This is a genomic window from Blastocatellia bacterium (assembly GCA_035573895.1).
Taxonomy (GTDB): domain Bacteria; phylum Acidobacteriota; class Blastocatellia; order HR10; family HR10; genus DATLZR01.
Genome location: DATLZR010000046.1, coordinates 1 through 14562, shown reverse-complemented (window position 1 = coordinate 14562; position 14562 = coordinate 1). Strand labels below are relative to the sequence as shown.

Annotated in this window: 10 protein-coding genes; 8 read left to right on the top strand and 2 right to left on the bottom strand. The window is 60.0% G+C overall.

Going from position 1 to position 14562, the window contains the following annotated elements:
- Nucleotides 1-101 precede the first annotated feature (101 nt).
- The 6 genes from VNM72_05235 to VNM72_05210 all read left to right on the top strand — a co-directional run bounded on the left by VNM72_05235 (nt 102) and on the right by VNM72_05210 (nt 8327).
- A complete protein-coding gene (locus tag VNM72_05235) occupies nt 102-1451 on the top strand; it encodes an amidohydrolase family protein (protein HXF04804.1) in 1350 nt (449 codons plus the stop codon).
- Nucleotides 1452-1576: 125 nt separating this feature from the next.
- Nucleotides 1577-4672: an aminotransferase class III-fold pyridoxal phosphate-dependent enzyme gene (locus VNM72_05230; protein ID HXF04803.1), complete on the top strand. Its 3096-nt coding sequence runs from the start codon at nt 1577-1579 to the stop codon at nt 4670-4672.
- Between the two features lie 53 nt (nt 4673-4725).
- Nucleotides 4726-5766 (top strand): 4-hydroxythreonine-4-phosphate dehydrogenase PdxA, encoded by a 1041-nt coding sequence (gene pdxA / locus VNM72_05225; protein ID HXF04802.1) that lies wholly within the window; start codon nt 4726-4728, stop codon nt 5764-5766.
- Nucleotides 5750-6349 carry an HD domain-containing protein gene (locus VNM72_05220; protein ID HXF04801.1) on the top strand — a complete coding sequence of 200 codons (600 nt, stop codon included), beginning with the start codon at nt 5750-5752 and terminating at the stop codon, nt 6347-6349. Before pdxA ends, VNM72_05220 begins: the two co-directional genes overlap by 17 nt.
- 211 nt (nt 6350-6560) lie before the next feature.
- Nucleotides 6561-7511, top strand: a complete 951-nt coding sequence (gene folD, locus VNM72_05215) for a bifunctional methylenetetrahydrofolate dehydrogenase/methenyltetrahydrofolate cyclohydrolase FolD (GenBank protein HXF04800.1) — start codon at nt 6561-6563, stop codon at nt 7509-7511.
- 87 nt (nt 7512-7598) lie between these two features.
- Nucleotides 7599-8327 carry a lysophospholipid acyltransferase family protein gene (locus VNM72_05210; GenBank protein HXF04799.1) on the top strand — a complete coding sequence of 243 codons (729 nt, stop codon included), beginning with the start codon at nt 7599-7601 and terminating at the stop codon, nt 8325-8327.
- A gap of 55 nt (nt 8328-8382) precedes the next feature.
- Here the strand turns inward: VNM72_05210 and VNM72_05205 are convergent, their stop codons facing one another.
- A complete protein-coding gene (locus VNM72_05205; protein HXF04798.1) occupies nt 8383-9900 on the bottom strand; it encodes an acyl-CoA dehydrogenase family protein in 1518 nt (505 codons plus the stop codon).
- An 81-nt stretch (nt 9901-9981) separates the two neighbouring features.
- Nucleotides 9982-10758: a nucleotidyltransferase domain-containing protein gene (locus VNM72_05200; protein HXF04797.1), complete on the bottom strand. Its 777-nt coding sequence runs from the start codon at nt 10756-10758 to the stop codon at nt 9982-9984.
- Nucleotides 10759-11127: 369 nt separating this feature from the next.
- Here VNM72_05200 and glmM point away from each other — a divergent pair, with 369 nt between their 5' ends.
- Both glmM and VNM72_05190 read left to right on the top strand, forming a co-directional pair.
- Nucleotides 11128-12600 carry a phosphoglucosamine mutase gene (gene glmM, locus VNM72_05195; GenBank protein HXF04796.1) on the top strand — a complete coding sequence of 491 codons (1473 nt, stop codon included), beginning with the start codon at nt 11128-11130 and terminating at the stop codon, nt 12598-12600.
- A 51-nt stretch (nt 12601-12651) separates the two neighbouring features.
- Nucleotides 12652-14220: an ectonucleotide pyrophosphatase/phosphodiesterase gene (locus tag VNM72_05190; protein ID HXF04795.1), complete on the top strand. Its 1569-nt coding sequence runs from the start codon at nt 12652-12654 to the stop codon at nt 14218-14220.
- Nucleotides 14221-14562: the final 342 nt, after the last annotated feature.

The following is a 14562-nucleotide window of genomic DNA, read 5'->3' as shown; positions in this document are numbered from 1 at the left end:
GGCGTGCCTGATCATCCGGTGAGATGACGAGACGGTCCAGTCACCCAGTATTTTCGCCGAGTGAAAAACCTCGCGCCAGGTCGGCGCGGAAGGAGGATGGTATGAGATTTTGTGGGAAGGTTGTGCTGGCTCTGCTGATTGTCGTGGGAGGGATCGGAACTACGCCTGCGCCGTTGGGTATGGATTCGGCTCAGCAGGCTGCTGAGGTTGCTTTTGTCAACGTGAACGTCATCCCGATGGATTCCCCGCGCGTGCTCACGGGATATACTGTTCGAGTGCGTGGTGACCGGATCGTCGAAGTCGGTCCGGCGGCTCGTGTGAAGGTCCCCGAAGGCGCGCTGCGCATTGACGGGAGTGGAAAGTATCTTCTGCCGGGCCTCGGTGAGATGCACGGACACATCCCGTCTCCTCAGGCCCCCCGGGAGTATATCGAATTGGTGCTCTTCCTCTATCTGGCCAACGGGGTGACGACGGTGCGGGGAATGCTTGGGGCTCCCGGACAGCTTGAATTGCGCGAGAAAGCCAATCGAGGAGAGATCCTCTCACCCACGCTCTATCTGGCCGGACCGAGTTTCAGCGGAACATCGGTGAAGACTCCAGAAGAAGCGATTCAGCGAGTGCGCCAGCAAAAGCAGGAAGGCTGGGATATGCTCAAGATTCATCCCGGTCTCTCGCGCGAGGCCTATGATGCCATGGCCCGAACGGCCCGCGAAGTCGGACTGCGATGGGTCGGTCATGTCCCGGCGGATGTGGGATTGGCTCACGCGCTGGAGATGGGCCAGGAGACGATTGACCATCTTGACGGCTATATCGAGTATATGAAGGCGGATTCGGCTCCGGTCGAGAAGGCGAAACTCGATGAAGTCGTCCGGATGACCAAACAGGCCGGTACCGCCGTCGTGCCGACGATGGCTCTGTGGGAGGTCCTCATCGGTGCACGGGATCTGGAGACCGTGACGCGCTATCCCGAACTCGTTTACATGCCCAAGCAACAGGTGGAGTCGTGGACGCGAGCGCATCAGCAGCGGCTGAGCAATCCTCAGTTCGATCGCAAGCGCGCCGAGATCATCGCCGCCAATCGGAAGGAGTTGCTCAAAGCCCTTCATGCCGGTGGCGTCACAATTCTCTTCGGCACCGACGCCCCGCAGCAGTTCAGCGTCCCGGGTTTTTCCATTCATCGGGAGATGCAGCTTCTGCGCGAGTGCGGCATGACGCCGTACGACATCCTGCGTTCGGCCACGAAAAATATTGGCGATTACTTTAAGGCGAAGGATGCTTTCGGCACGATTGAAGTCGGGAAACGAGCGGATATGATTTTGCTCAACGGCAATCCGCTCGAAGACATCACCCAGGTTGCTAACCGAGCCGGTGTCATGGTTCGCGGCCGCTGGCTTCCTCAGACGGAGATTCAAAAACGGCTTGAGCAAATTGCCGCCCAATCTTCCCGGTGAGCACAAGAGCGACGGGTTCCCCTCTCCGGATATCGAGGGTAGGTGGTTTGACGCCTGAAGCGAGGATGTGAAATACTCTGCTCGTTTTCGCAAGAGGGATGGCGAACCGATTACGGAGAGGACCGATGGAGCAGGCCGAAGGATGCCTGCTCGGCGAGCTTGCTGACGAGTGTTTTCCACCTCGGTTCACCACGGAGCAGGCGCGCCAATGGGCTTGCAAATTTTACGCCCTTTGTGGTGAGGTCCGCCCGTTGCCCGGCGAGCGGGATCAGAATTTTTACCTTCGGACGTCGGATGGTCGGGAGTTCGTACTCAAGATTTCCAACGCAACAGAAACTGAGGGTGTTCTCGACCTCCAGCGCCGAGCCTTAGAGCATCTGGCTCTGCGGGCTCCTTCGCTCGCCCTTCAAAAGGTCATTCCGACGGTCACCGGTGAGAGCTTCGCCGTTGTCGCCGACGAGGACGGGCGACGACACTTCCTTCGTCTGCTGACCTATGTGCCGGGCCGATTGTGGGCGGAGGTGGCTCCTCATCGTCGGAAGTTACTCCAGAGTTTGGGGCGGGTGCTGGCCACCGTAGATGCGGCCTTGTGGGATTTCGTGCATCCGGCGGCCGATCGCACGTTGCGATGGGACCTGCGCCAGGCGGGTTGGATTTTGGACTCTCTGTCGCACATCGCATCGGTCGAGAGACGACGGCTGGTCGAGCGATTTCTCCGGCAGTTCGACGAGTATGCCGCGCCGCTGCTGCCTCACTTGCGGATGAGCGTCATTTACAACGACGCCAACGATTACAATGTCCTTGTCGGCAAGGGCGACGGGGATGACGACCGGGTCATTGGCGTGATTGATTTCGGCGATCTCGTCCGCACCTACACCGTCAACGAAGTGGCCGTCGCTGCGGCCTACGCCATCATGGGGAAGCCGGATCCGGTGGCGGCAGTCTGTGATATTGTAGCGGGCTATCACAGCATCTTCCCCCTCACGGAAGTCGAGGTTGAAGTCCTTTACTGGTTGATCGGATTGAGGCTCTGTATGAGCGTCACCAATTCGGCCATCCAACGGACGCGGCAACCGGACAATCCCTACCTGTTCGTCAGCGAGCGACCGGCGTGGGCGCTGCTGGAGAAGTTCGTCGAGATTTCTCCCTCGTTGGCTCACTACGCTGTCCGTCAGGCCTGTGGATGGTCGGCCTGTCCGACGGCGCCACGAATTGTTGGCTGGCTCCGGGACAATGCCGAGAGAGTGGGACCGTTGATCGAGCCGAGCCGTGAGCCGCGCGAGGTCACCGCTCTCGATCTCAGCGTTGACAGCGGCGAGCTGGAGACGCCGGAGGATCTCTTCGATCCGGTCGCGCTACAGCAAGGAGGGATTGAGTGCCAGAAGGAGGCCCGCGTGGTGGTGGCCCGACATAACGAAGTGCGGCCACTCGGTGGGCGTCGAGAATACGAGGTGGAAACCAATGACGGACCGGAGTGGCGCACCGTGCATCTCGGCCTCGACATCTTCATGGATGCCGGAACGATTGTGTGCGCTCCCCTGGATGGGATCGTTCACAGTTTTGGTGTTGCGATGTCGCCGCTCGGTCATGGGCCGACAATTATTCTTGAACATCGCGCGGGTGATGAAGGGCTCCCCTTTTTCACCCTCTACGGTCGCTTGAGCGCCGATTCCCTGGATGGACTGCAGCAGGGACAGCCCGTGCGTCGCGGCCAGATCCTCGGTCGGATCGGTCGCCGTGACGAGAACGGCGGTCAGCCGCCACATCTGCATTTTCAGATCATCTGCGATCTGCTCGGACACCGGGGCGATTTTCCCGGCTTCGTTTTGCCGAGTCAGCGGGAGCTGTGGTTGAGACTCTGTCCCGATCCGTCTCTCATCGTCAAATGGGCAGCGGCACTGCCGAAGACCGAGCGGATGAGCCGCGAGCAGATTCTCCAGCGGCGGCAACGATATTTCAGTTCAGCGTTGAGCCTCGCCTATCGTCAGCCGCTACAGATTGTGCGCGGTTGGAGGCAGTATCTTTTTGATGAAAACGGCCGGGCCTATCTCGATTGCGTCAACAATGTCGCTCATGTGGGGCACAGCCACCCGCGCGTCGTCCGAGCCGCCCAGAGGCAGATGGCCGTTCTCAATACGAACACGCGCTATTTGCATGAGAATCTCGTGCGCTATGCCGAGCGGTTGTGCGCAACGCTGCCGGAGCCGCTCCGCATCTGCTTTTTCGTTAATTCGGGCAGCGAGGCCAATGAACTGGCGTTGCGGCTGGCGCGAGCGCACACGGGAGGCCGCGACATCATCGTCATTGACGGAGCTTATCATGGGAACACGAGCGGATTGATTGACATCAGCCCCTACAAGTTCAACGGTCCGGGGGGCAGCGGCGCTCCGCCTCACGTTCATGTCGTGGCCACGCCCGATACCTATCGGGGTCCCTACAAACGGGACGATCCGCGCGCCGGTCAGGCCTATGCGCGACAGATCGGCGAGGCCGTCGCGCGCATCCGTGAGCGGGGAGGAAGACTGGCCGCGTTCATCGGGGAATCGCTCATGAGCTGCGCCGGACAGATCGTTCTCCCGGATGGCTATCTGGCAGAAGCCTATCGTCTCGTGCGGGAGGCCGGTGGTGTCTGCATCGCCGATGAGGTGCAGGTGGGACTGGGGCGCGTCGGGAGTCATTTCTGGGGCTTCCAGACGCAGGGCGTTATTCCCGACATCGTCACAATGGGCAAGCCGATGGGGAATGGCTTCCCCTTGGGTGCCGTCGTCACGACGCCCGAGATCGTGGCGTCGTTTGAAACCGGCATGGAATACTTCAACACCTTCGGCGGAAATCCCGTGGCCTGCGCCGTCGGTCTGGCCGTGCTTGACGTTCTCGCCGAGGAGCAGTTGATGGCGCATGCCCTGGCCGTCGGCGACTACCTGTGCGCGCTTCTGTCGGAGTTGAAGACTCGCCATCCGATCATTGGAGATGTGCGGGGCAAAGGCCTTTTCATCGGAGTGGAACTCGTGCGCGATCCCGTGACGCTTGAGCCGGCGCGAGCGGAAGCGGCGTACGTCATCAACCGGGCAAAAGAGCTGGGAGTTTTACTGAGCACGGATGGTCCCTCGGCCAACGTGTTGAAGATCAAGCCGCCGCTCGTCTTCACCCGGGAGGATGCCGAACGCCTCGTGGCGACGCTGGATCGGGTGCTGGCTGAAGGAGAAGCTCGTCTGAGGTGAATCATGCGCCCGATGTGAAGAGGAATCGAATCGAGGTCAATGAGAAAACGGACATGAGGCGACCGGCGATCGGAATCACAATGGGGGATGCGGCGGGCATCGGGCCCGAAATTATCCTGAAGGCCCTGAGCGATACGACGGTCTATGAGCACTGTCGTCCCTGCGTCATCGGAGATGCTCGGATTCTGGAGCGGGCGGAAACGATTGTGCGCACCGGAGGACGTGTGCGCCGCATCCGGGACCTGTCGCAGGCGAGCTTTGAGGCCGGCATCGTAGATTGCCTCGACCTTGATCTCCTGACCAACGATCTTCCCTTCGGGCGCGTCTGTGCTGCCGCTGGAGAAGCGGCGTTTCAGTACCTCAAATGTGCGGTCGAACTCGCTCGGACGCGACAGATTGACGCCATCGTGACGGCTCCAGTCAACAAGGAAGCGCTTCATGCGGCGGGCCATCGCTATCCGGGACAGACGGAGATTCTCGCCACACTAACCGGGACAACCAATTACGCCCTGATGATGGCCGCTCCTACGTTGAAGGTCATTCTCGTCACGCTCCATGTGGGGCTGGCTGATGCCCTTCGGTTGATCGAGCCCGGTCGCGTCTACGCGGTGATCGAATTGGCTCACGCGACGTTGCGGCGCGCCGGATGCACTGAGCCGCGCATCGCCGTCTGCGGGGTGAATCCTCATGCCGGCGAAAAGGGATTGTTCGGTCACCGTGAAGAAGAAGAAAAGATCATCCCGGCCATCGAGCGGGCCCGACGAAGCGGAATTCGCGTATCGGGGCCGTGGCCGGCCGATTCGGTCTTCGCCCGTGCCCATCGAGGGGAGTTTGACGTCGTCGTGGCCATGTATCATGATCAGGGGCTCGCCCCGATCAAGACGGTGGCATGGGAGGAGGCTGTGAACATCACCGTGGGCCTGCCCATTGTTCGCACGAGCGTGGGTCACGGTACGGCCTACGACATCGCGGGTCGCGGCACGGCCAGTGCGCGGAATTTGCAGGCGGCCCTTCGTTATGCCATTGAGATGAGCAGGGGAGAAGACGGACACTCCGGTTGCACGAGGAGGAGGGACGATGCCGACGCGGGATGAAGCCTATGCGCTTTTGACCGAATACACCACAAGCGAGAGTTTGATCAAACACGCCCTCGCGGTGGAGACCGTGATGCGGGCCTTCGCCCGCCGCTATGGAGAGGACGAAGAGACGTGGGGCATCATCGGGCTGTTGCACGACTACGATTACGAACGCTATCCAGATCCCCCCGATCATCCGCTGAAAGGAGCCGAAATCCTGCGAGCCCGGGGCTATCCCGAGGAGATCGTTCGAGCAATTCTCGGTCACGCCGATTATACGGGAGTACCCCGCGATACCCTGGCGGCGAAAGTCCTCTATGCCGTGGATGAGTTGACCGGGTTCATTGTCGCCTGTACGCTGGTCCGACCGTCGCGCAGTCTGGATGATCTGCCCGTGGCTTCGGTGAAGAAGAAGCTCAAAGATAAGGCGTTTGCTCGCAGTGTGGACCGGCAGATTGTCTATCGAGGCGCGGAGGAGCTGGGGATGTCGCTCGATGATCTGATTGCCTTCATCATTTCGGCTCTTCAGCCGATTGGCGAGAAGATCGGACTGAATCGGCTGCCCCCGACCGAGCCGACACCCGCGGGAGAGCAACAGTGAAAGGGGGGAAGATGTGGCGCCGATTTTTTGAGTCGGCGACCGCGCGCAGGCGGGAAGACCTGTGCCACATTTTTGGAGAGCAAGCAAGAGAATGATTCACCGACGGATGAGAAGCGCCGCCACCGAGCCCATTCGTCGGAAGCTTTCATCCAGGGGGTGGAGATTTTCGGCTCACTGACCGTGATTCGTGGGCCAGGAGGAGAAGGGACTCATGGTAGCACAAAAGCTCGATGGCGCAGCAATCGCCAATCAGATTCGTGATGAGCTGCGAGCAGAAATTGAGGCACTCGTCCGGATGGGAATTCGTCCCGGCCTGGCAGCCGTGCTCGATGGGAACAATCCCGGCTCGCAGCTTTATGTCAACAGCAAGATCAAAGCCTGTAACGAACTGGGCATTTATTCGGAAAAACATACGCTTGCTCCCGACGTGACGACCGACGATCTCGTGCGGTTTGTGCAGGAGCTGAACGCTCGCGACGAGATTGATGGAATTCTCGTACAGCTCCCGCTGCCTAAAACGATTGATACGCAGCGGGTATTAAACGCCATTGATCCGGCCAAAGATGTGGATGGACTTCATCCCATGAATCTCGCGCGACTGGTGCGCAATCAAGAGACGTTCGAGCCCTGCACGCCCGCCGGGATCATCGAACTGCTGGTTCGATACGGAATTGAGATCGAGGGGAAACGCGCCGTCGTCATCGGACGGAGCGAGATCGTGGGCAAGCCGATGGCGCTCATGCTGCTGCATCGAAATGCGACGGTGACGATCTGCCATTCCCGGACGCGCGATCTGCCCGCCGTCTGCCGCGAGGCCGACATTCTCGTCGCCGCCATCGGTCGGGCCGGGCTGGTCACGTCCGAGTACGTGAAGCCGGGGGCCGTGGTCGTGGATGTCGGCCAGAATAAGCTGACGGACCGAGCCGACGTGGAACGCTTGTTCGGTGCGGACGAAAAGAAATTGGCTCAGTTCGATGCGCGGGGATTTGTTCTGGTTGGGGATGTGCATCCGCAGGAGGTGGCATCGGTCGCCGGATACCTCACGCCGGTTCCGGGCGGCGTCGGTCCGCTCACGATCATCATGCTCATGAGAAACACCGTGAAGGCCGCGCGGCTCCGACGCGCGCGTGCCCGGACGGTTCAGTCAACCGAGGCGCACTGAATGCCCCGCGTCATCTCGGGATCACCCGTGGGTGTTCCCGAAGCTGGATCCGGGATTTCTTTCATGGGCGGTCTTCGGGCAGAGATAATGGCTCGTCTGCGTGCCTGGGCCATGATCCTGCTCTTTGCCATCGGCGTTGTGGTCGTCGCGCCCCCGCTGCTGCTGCTTTTTTTGTTCATCCGTCGCAAGGCGATTATCTTCGGTCCCGTGCGATTGTTTTTCCGAGTTGGGCTGTGGCTTGTCGGCGTGCGCGTCCGGGTGGAAGGGCTCGAACATCTTGATCCCCAGAAGTCGTACCTGTTTCTCTCCAATCATCAAAGTATGCTCGACATTCTCGTGCTTCTAGTCCATCTTCCCCGGACGCCAGCGTTTCTCATCAAGAAGGAATTGTTTCGATTGCCGATCTTCAATCCGGGGCTGTACTGGATTGACTGCGTTCCGGTGGATCGGTCCCATCGGGAGCGGGCCATCGAGAGCGTGCATCGGGCGGCAGCGGCACTCCGGCGCGGAATTGATTTCGTCGCCTATCCCGAAGGCACGCGCACGCGCACGGGTCAGCTCCAGCCCTTCAAGAAGGGACCGTTCTACATGGCAGTTGAAGCCGGCGTGCCGATTGTTCCCGTCACCGTGGCTGGAGCCTTCGCATTGATGCCGAAAGGACCGATTCGTTGTCGTCCCGGGACGATCCGTCTGGTCTTTCATCCCCCGGTCCCGGTCGAAGGCTATACTGCTGAAAACCTCGATGATCTCATCGCCCGCGTGCGTCAGGCCATCGCCTCGGCGCTCGATGAAGCGCACGCGAATGCCCGGGCGTGATCGGACCAGCCCCGATCACAGCAGAATTCATCCCGTTGCGGGAAGAAAACGTGGGTTAATTTCCGGGATTTTCGGACAAAAGGCGATCGTCATGGCGGGGATGTAAGGTTCCATCGGAGAGGGTGAAACCACGCCGCCGAAGCGTGCGCGCCGCCAAAAGTGCGAGGTCCCGGAAAAGAGGTTCGGCCATTGCTTCCTGTTCATGTGGGGGAAGGCGACGGTGCGCCTCGATCCGATGGGTGATTTCCTTAAGGGCATCGGGTTCGGCTGTCGCGCTCAGGCTCTCGAGCAGGAGATGATGCGCTCCCTTTCGCTGCATGACTTCCCATCCATCGAGGATTTGGCGATGCGGCGTGCCTTCCCAGATCGGCAAAATCATGGCGTCGCGCAACCACCGTTCCACGCCGTGTTCAGCGAGGACGCCCGCTCCTCCGTGGACTTCCATGGCCCATTTCGCCATCTGCACGGCGACTTCAGCGGTCCAGTACTTGGCCAGATGCGTGAGAAGGCGGAAGTGGTGATAGCGATCGCTGTAGGGAGGGCGCTCCAGCCACACTTCATCCAGAAGCCGGACGGCCTCCCAGGCCAGAGCAAAGGCCGCGTGAAGTTCCTCCATTCGGTCGAGGAACTGCCGCTGCAACAGAGGGTGTTCGACAATTGCTCGACCGAAGGCCGTGCGCTTCTCAGCGAATGTGAGGGCATCGGCCAGCGCACGCTGAGCCAGGGCTACGCTCCCGATGCAATTGGCCACGCGGGAGATGTTGAGGACTTCGAGGATGAGGTAGATGCCCTCCTCTTGTCGGCCAAGAAGAAATCCTTCGCTCTGGCACAGTTCGATCTCGCCTGTGGGCACAGAGCGCGTGCCGATCTTGTCCTTCAACCGGCGGAGAGTGTAATTGAGAGCGCCATCCTGACGAAAGCGGGGAACGAGAAAGAGAGCCAGCCCCCGAACGGTACGAGGCGCTCCTTCGGGACGCGCTGCCACAACGGCCAGTTCCGCACCGGCATTACTGGCGAAGAATTTCTCTCCTGTCAGGAGCCATCGGTCCCCATCCGGTCGGGCCGTTGTTTCCACCCTCGTTCCGAGATCCGATCCTCCCCCGGCTTCGGTCATCCAGGTAGCTCCCTGCCAGACGGTTTCATCCCGCCCTAGCAGCAACGGAAGGAATCGCTGTCGGAGAGCTTCATCGCCGTATTTGAACACCGCCACAGCCGTGGCCAGCGACACGGTGTAGGGACAATACAAACCGGCGTCGTAAAACGCCGTAATATAGCCCAGGAGATAACACGGCAGCAGGCGCTTCTCCTCGAACGCTCGCCAGACGGCTCCGGCGCGGTATCCCTGAAGGAGCATCTTTCGGTAATCCGGAGGATAGAGAATTTCATCCACTCGACGGCCGTAGCGGTCAAAACTGCGCACCCAAGGGGTGCCGAGACGGTCAACCGCCGCCGAGATGGCTTTCCCTTCCGCCTCCCACCACTGCTCATAATCGTGCAGGACATCGGGTGAGGGAAGCGGACCGAGGAATGACCTCAGCCAGGTAGTGGGCGAAAGAATTCGTTCCTTTTCCATCTTCTGATCTGCTCACGCGGGTATCTCAGCCCTCAGGTCAAGACGACTCTCATTCGTGTTTCGGACTCTCCGCCGTCCGTGTCAGTGAGATCCCGGCTGGAGTGTTTCGAAGAAATGCGCAATTTGCTCACGCAGTCGGGTGAGTGTTTCCTCAAGTCTTTGGACCAATGGCTGGAGTTTGTCCCATTCAAGTTCATAGCCGTAGCTATGGCGGAACAAGTGGCGGAAGCGCAGATAGTCCACCAATCGCAGGGCCAACTCGTGATTGATCACGGCCGGACGAATCCCTTCCACGTCTGACTCCATGGATCGCAGTAACAGCGTGTGCCAACCCGGTCCGACAGGAAGGCCAGGCCCCAGGCGCACGGCGATGCGCTCGAAGATGCGCTCCACGCCGTTATAGAAGTCGTGAACCAGTTTACCGGCCGCGCTGATTTCAATGAACGTCGGCTCTGTCGGCAGCTTTTGTAAAAGCCACTTTGATTCTTCAACGATTCGACCGAGGTTCCTCAATTCATCGGTGATCTCTAGTTTGAGTGCTTCTTTCGGATCTTCGGGCATGTTCATCCCTCCTTTGATCCGTTCCACCAACTCGGGTGGGGCGTCTTCGAGGGTGATGAGGTCCAGCTCCAACCCCTCCGGCAAGAGTTCCCAGAGAGCCGAGAGCGCCGAGATATACTGCTCCGGCGCGAGCCCCTCCACGGCCAGATCAATATCAGAACGGCTGTGCCAGGGGCTCTGCCCGGCAAGCGAGCCGAAGACGTAGACCTGCCGAGCCCCGAATCGCTCTTTCAAAACCCGTATGCAAGTTTCGGCAGCGGCTTGTGCCTGCTTGCGTCGTGTGTCATCGCCGCTCATCGTTGCTCTCTCCGGCGCGTATTTTAGCATAAGCGGTGACGGGCTCCTCCCGGATGGGCGATTCACCGTCATTAAGTCTGGTGGTTTTCACTACGAGCTTGCCTCATGCTGGTTCGGGAAGCGAATCCCCGTGACTTCGGTTAAGTGAGAATGGGGCTCTCTTGCCAGCCCGGGCGAAATTGCCCAGAATCCTCATGCGGCCCCGTGCCGCGCCCCTGTGGGTTCATCGGGTTTCCTCCGGAATCGTGATTTCTCTCGACTGTTGCCTTGCCCCGGCGATCTCGCCCTTGAGGCCCTCCAGGTGAAACGATTCCAGTTTTTCAGGAAGCCTTACACGGCGGGTGGAGGCTGTGCTAGTATCTGCACCTCATGGTCGTCCATAACAGTAGTCGCCAGGATGCAGCCGACCGTCAGCCGTTGTTCGGGACGGATGGAATTCGGGGCGTTGCCGGAATTTATCCTCTGGATGAGCGGACCATTTTCGCCTGTGGTTTTTCTCTGGTCGAGATTCTCCGGAAGCAGCTTCAGCGGCCGCCGCGTCTGCTCATCGGACGTGACACGCGCGAGTCCGGTCCCTGGATCGAGACTGTTTGTTCGCAAGGCGTGCTGGCGGCCGGGGGATGCGTCAGCTCGGCCGGCATCATCACCACACCGGGAGTAGCCTATCTCACCCGCACCAATGGCTTCGATGCCGGCATCGTGGTTTCGGCCTCGCACAACGTTTACCACGATAACGGGATCAAGATTTTTTCCTCCGCCGGAACCAAACTCGACGATCAGACGGAAAAAGCCCTCGAAGAAGCCATCCTTTGCAGCAGGCCGATGCCGATGCGAGCGGAGAAACCAGGCTCGCTGCCTCCTTTGCTCTGGGCCGATGAGCACCTGCGTGATGAGTACGTTCGGTTTCTCGTCGAGGAGGTCGGGCGGGGTGTTGACCTCTCCGGTTGGCGTGTTGCCCTTGATTGTGCCCAGGGAGCGGCTTACGAGATTGCGCCAGCGGTTTTTCGTCGCCTCGGAGCAGATGTCCGGGCAATGGGGATCGAGCCCACCGGTCGGAATATTAACCTCGACTGTGGATCGCTTCATCCCGAGCGATTACAACAGCTCGTTCGGGACAGCGGTTGCGATCTCGGTATCGCCTTTGATGGGGATGCGGATCGGGCACTCTTTGTCGGGCGAGAGGGCGAAATTTTCGATGGGGATTGCGTGCTCTTTGTCCTGGCCCACTATCTGGACAATCGGCAGCAATTGAGAGGCCGGATTGTCGTGGGAACCGAGATGACCAACGCGGGCCTGGAACAGGCTCTGGTCCGTCGCCACATCCGGCTCGTTCGCACACGGGTGGGGGATCGGTACGTTCTGGAAAAGCTCATGGAGCTTGATGCCTCGCTGGGGGGAGAGCCGTCAGGACACATCATTCTGTCCGATGTGAGCCTCGCCGGAGATGGATTGATCACCGCGCTCGCCGTGTTGCGGGTGATGATCGAAACGGGCGCGGATTTACCTGGACTCCTCCAGGGGTTCGAGCGCTATCCCCAGAAGCTCATTAACGTTCCCGTTCAAGCAAAGCCACCGCTGGAGACGATTCCCGAGGTTGTGGCGACCGTCGAGCGGCTGCGGCGGGAACTTGGCGCGCGCGGGCGCATTGTGCTCCGCTACTCCGGGACAGAAAATCTCGCCCGCGTCATGGTCGAAGCGGACGAAGACGCGAAGGCGAATTTTTTCGCCGAGCAATTGGCCGATGTCCTCCGCCGTCATCTCGGAGACAATCGCCCCTCAACGCAGGCCGAGGTATCGCCCGAAGAGGTGAACACAGACGTCACCACGGAGGGACGCGGATGAACGGCAATGATCGTGAATCCGTGCCGTCATAGCAATTATCGGGAGGGATCCATGAGAAGATATATTCGCCTGATCGCACAGTGCAGCCCTGTTCGGTTGATCGGCATCACCGGAGCGCACCCATACTCGCGGGGAGGAGAGGATCGGCATTTTCTCCTGAACCGCCGACACCTGAGATGGAGATTCGGCAGCGTCGTTCTCCTGATTCTTTTCTTCCTTGCGGGACAGTTCCTTCCGCCTGTTGGTGTGGCAAGCGCAACGATTCCTCCTCAGCAACCAGCCGGGGCCGCGCGAGAGCGCTTTGTGGTCATGATCTCGGTGGATGGACTGGTCCCGGACTACTATCTGAATCCCGACCGCTACGGATTGAAAGTTCCGACGCTGCGCCGATTGCGTGAAAGTGGCGCGTATGCCGACGGCGTCATCGGGGTCTATCCCTCGGTGACCTATCCGTCACATACGGCGATGGTCACCGGGGCTCGTCCACGGGATCACGGCATCTATTCCAATCGTATCTTCGAGGACCCGACGGAACCGCCCACGGGTCGCTGGTACTGGTGGGCCAACGCCATTCAAACCGATACGCTATGGAAGGCCGCCCGTCGCGCGGGACTGAAAACGGCGGCTATTAGTTGGCCGGTGACCGTTGGCGCGGAGATTGATTACAACATTCCCGAAATCACCGACCCCGGGACGGACTTTCATGCTCTTAATCCCGCCGTCAGACGCGAAGCCACGCCCGGGTTGATTGATGAAATCCTTCGTACTTTACCCCAACCCTTGTCGTCTTACAGCCAGGATGACCTGAGGATCGAAGCGGCAACCTTCATTCTCACTCGCTATAAGCCCAATCTGATGCTCCTGCATCTGGTGGAACTCGACGGCGTGCATCATCGGTTTGGGCCGCATTCCAAAGAAGCCTATGAGGAGGCGGAGAAGCAGGATGGCCGCATCAAGCGAATTCTCGACGCGGTCAATCGCGCCGGGATCGAAGATCGCACGACGATCGTGCTCGTTTCCGATCACGGATTCATGCCCATCGAGCGGGAATTTCATCCCGGAGTCTTGATGGTCCGCGGCGGACTCGTCACACTCAATGCCGAGGGACGCGTGACGGCATGGAAAGCCGCCGTCTGGTCGCATGGAGGATCGGCTGCCATTCTTCTTCGCGATAATCGGGATGAGGCAACGGTTCAGGCGTTACGCAAAATCTTCGCCGAGTACGTCGGTCAGCCGTCGTCTCCACTCAAGCAGATCGTCGAACGAGCGGAGCTTGAAGCGCTGGGAGCGGATCCCCGTGCTATCTTCTTCCTGGAACCGGCGGACTACTGGTATATCGGCGGGGAGTACCGCGGGGAAGTGATCCGTCCGGCGCGCAATCGCGGTGCTCACGGGCAACTTCCCTCGCGTCCTGTGGTGCGCGCCTCGCTGATTCTGGCGGGAGCGGGAATTCGCCGGGGGGCACGCGTGCCGGTCGTCAATATGACCGACATCGCTCCCACAGTCGCTGCTGTGCTGGGAATTAAGCTCGCGGTTCCGCCCTACAGTCAGCCTCTCACGGCGTTGCTTGAATCAAGCAGTTCCTCAACGGGACGGTCCGCCTCGCGGTCGCACCGGTGAACACACGTGAGCGGAGACATATCTCTCTGTGGTCGCGTCAGTGCTGCAAGGATAGCTGGCCACCCATGCCACCGGACGCGACGATCATTTTTGGCTGATTGGCGGATCCGGTGGAAGGATCATCCGTGTCGGTGAATAGTGTTGTTTCTCACATGGCCGCAAGACCACGTCTGCCTGCATCCGTCGGAGGATCCGCGTTTTTGTGTTCATGGGCGGCAGCCCGCGGCTCCGCAAATTGACTCCTCTCGAGCGAAGACGGGTTGAAAAGGCTCGATCGGCAGAATAAGATACATCTCTCGTGGTACGTCGGCGGGAAAAAGGAGTCGCTCAGAATGATAGTCC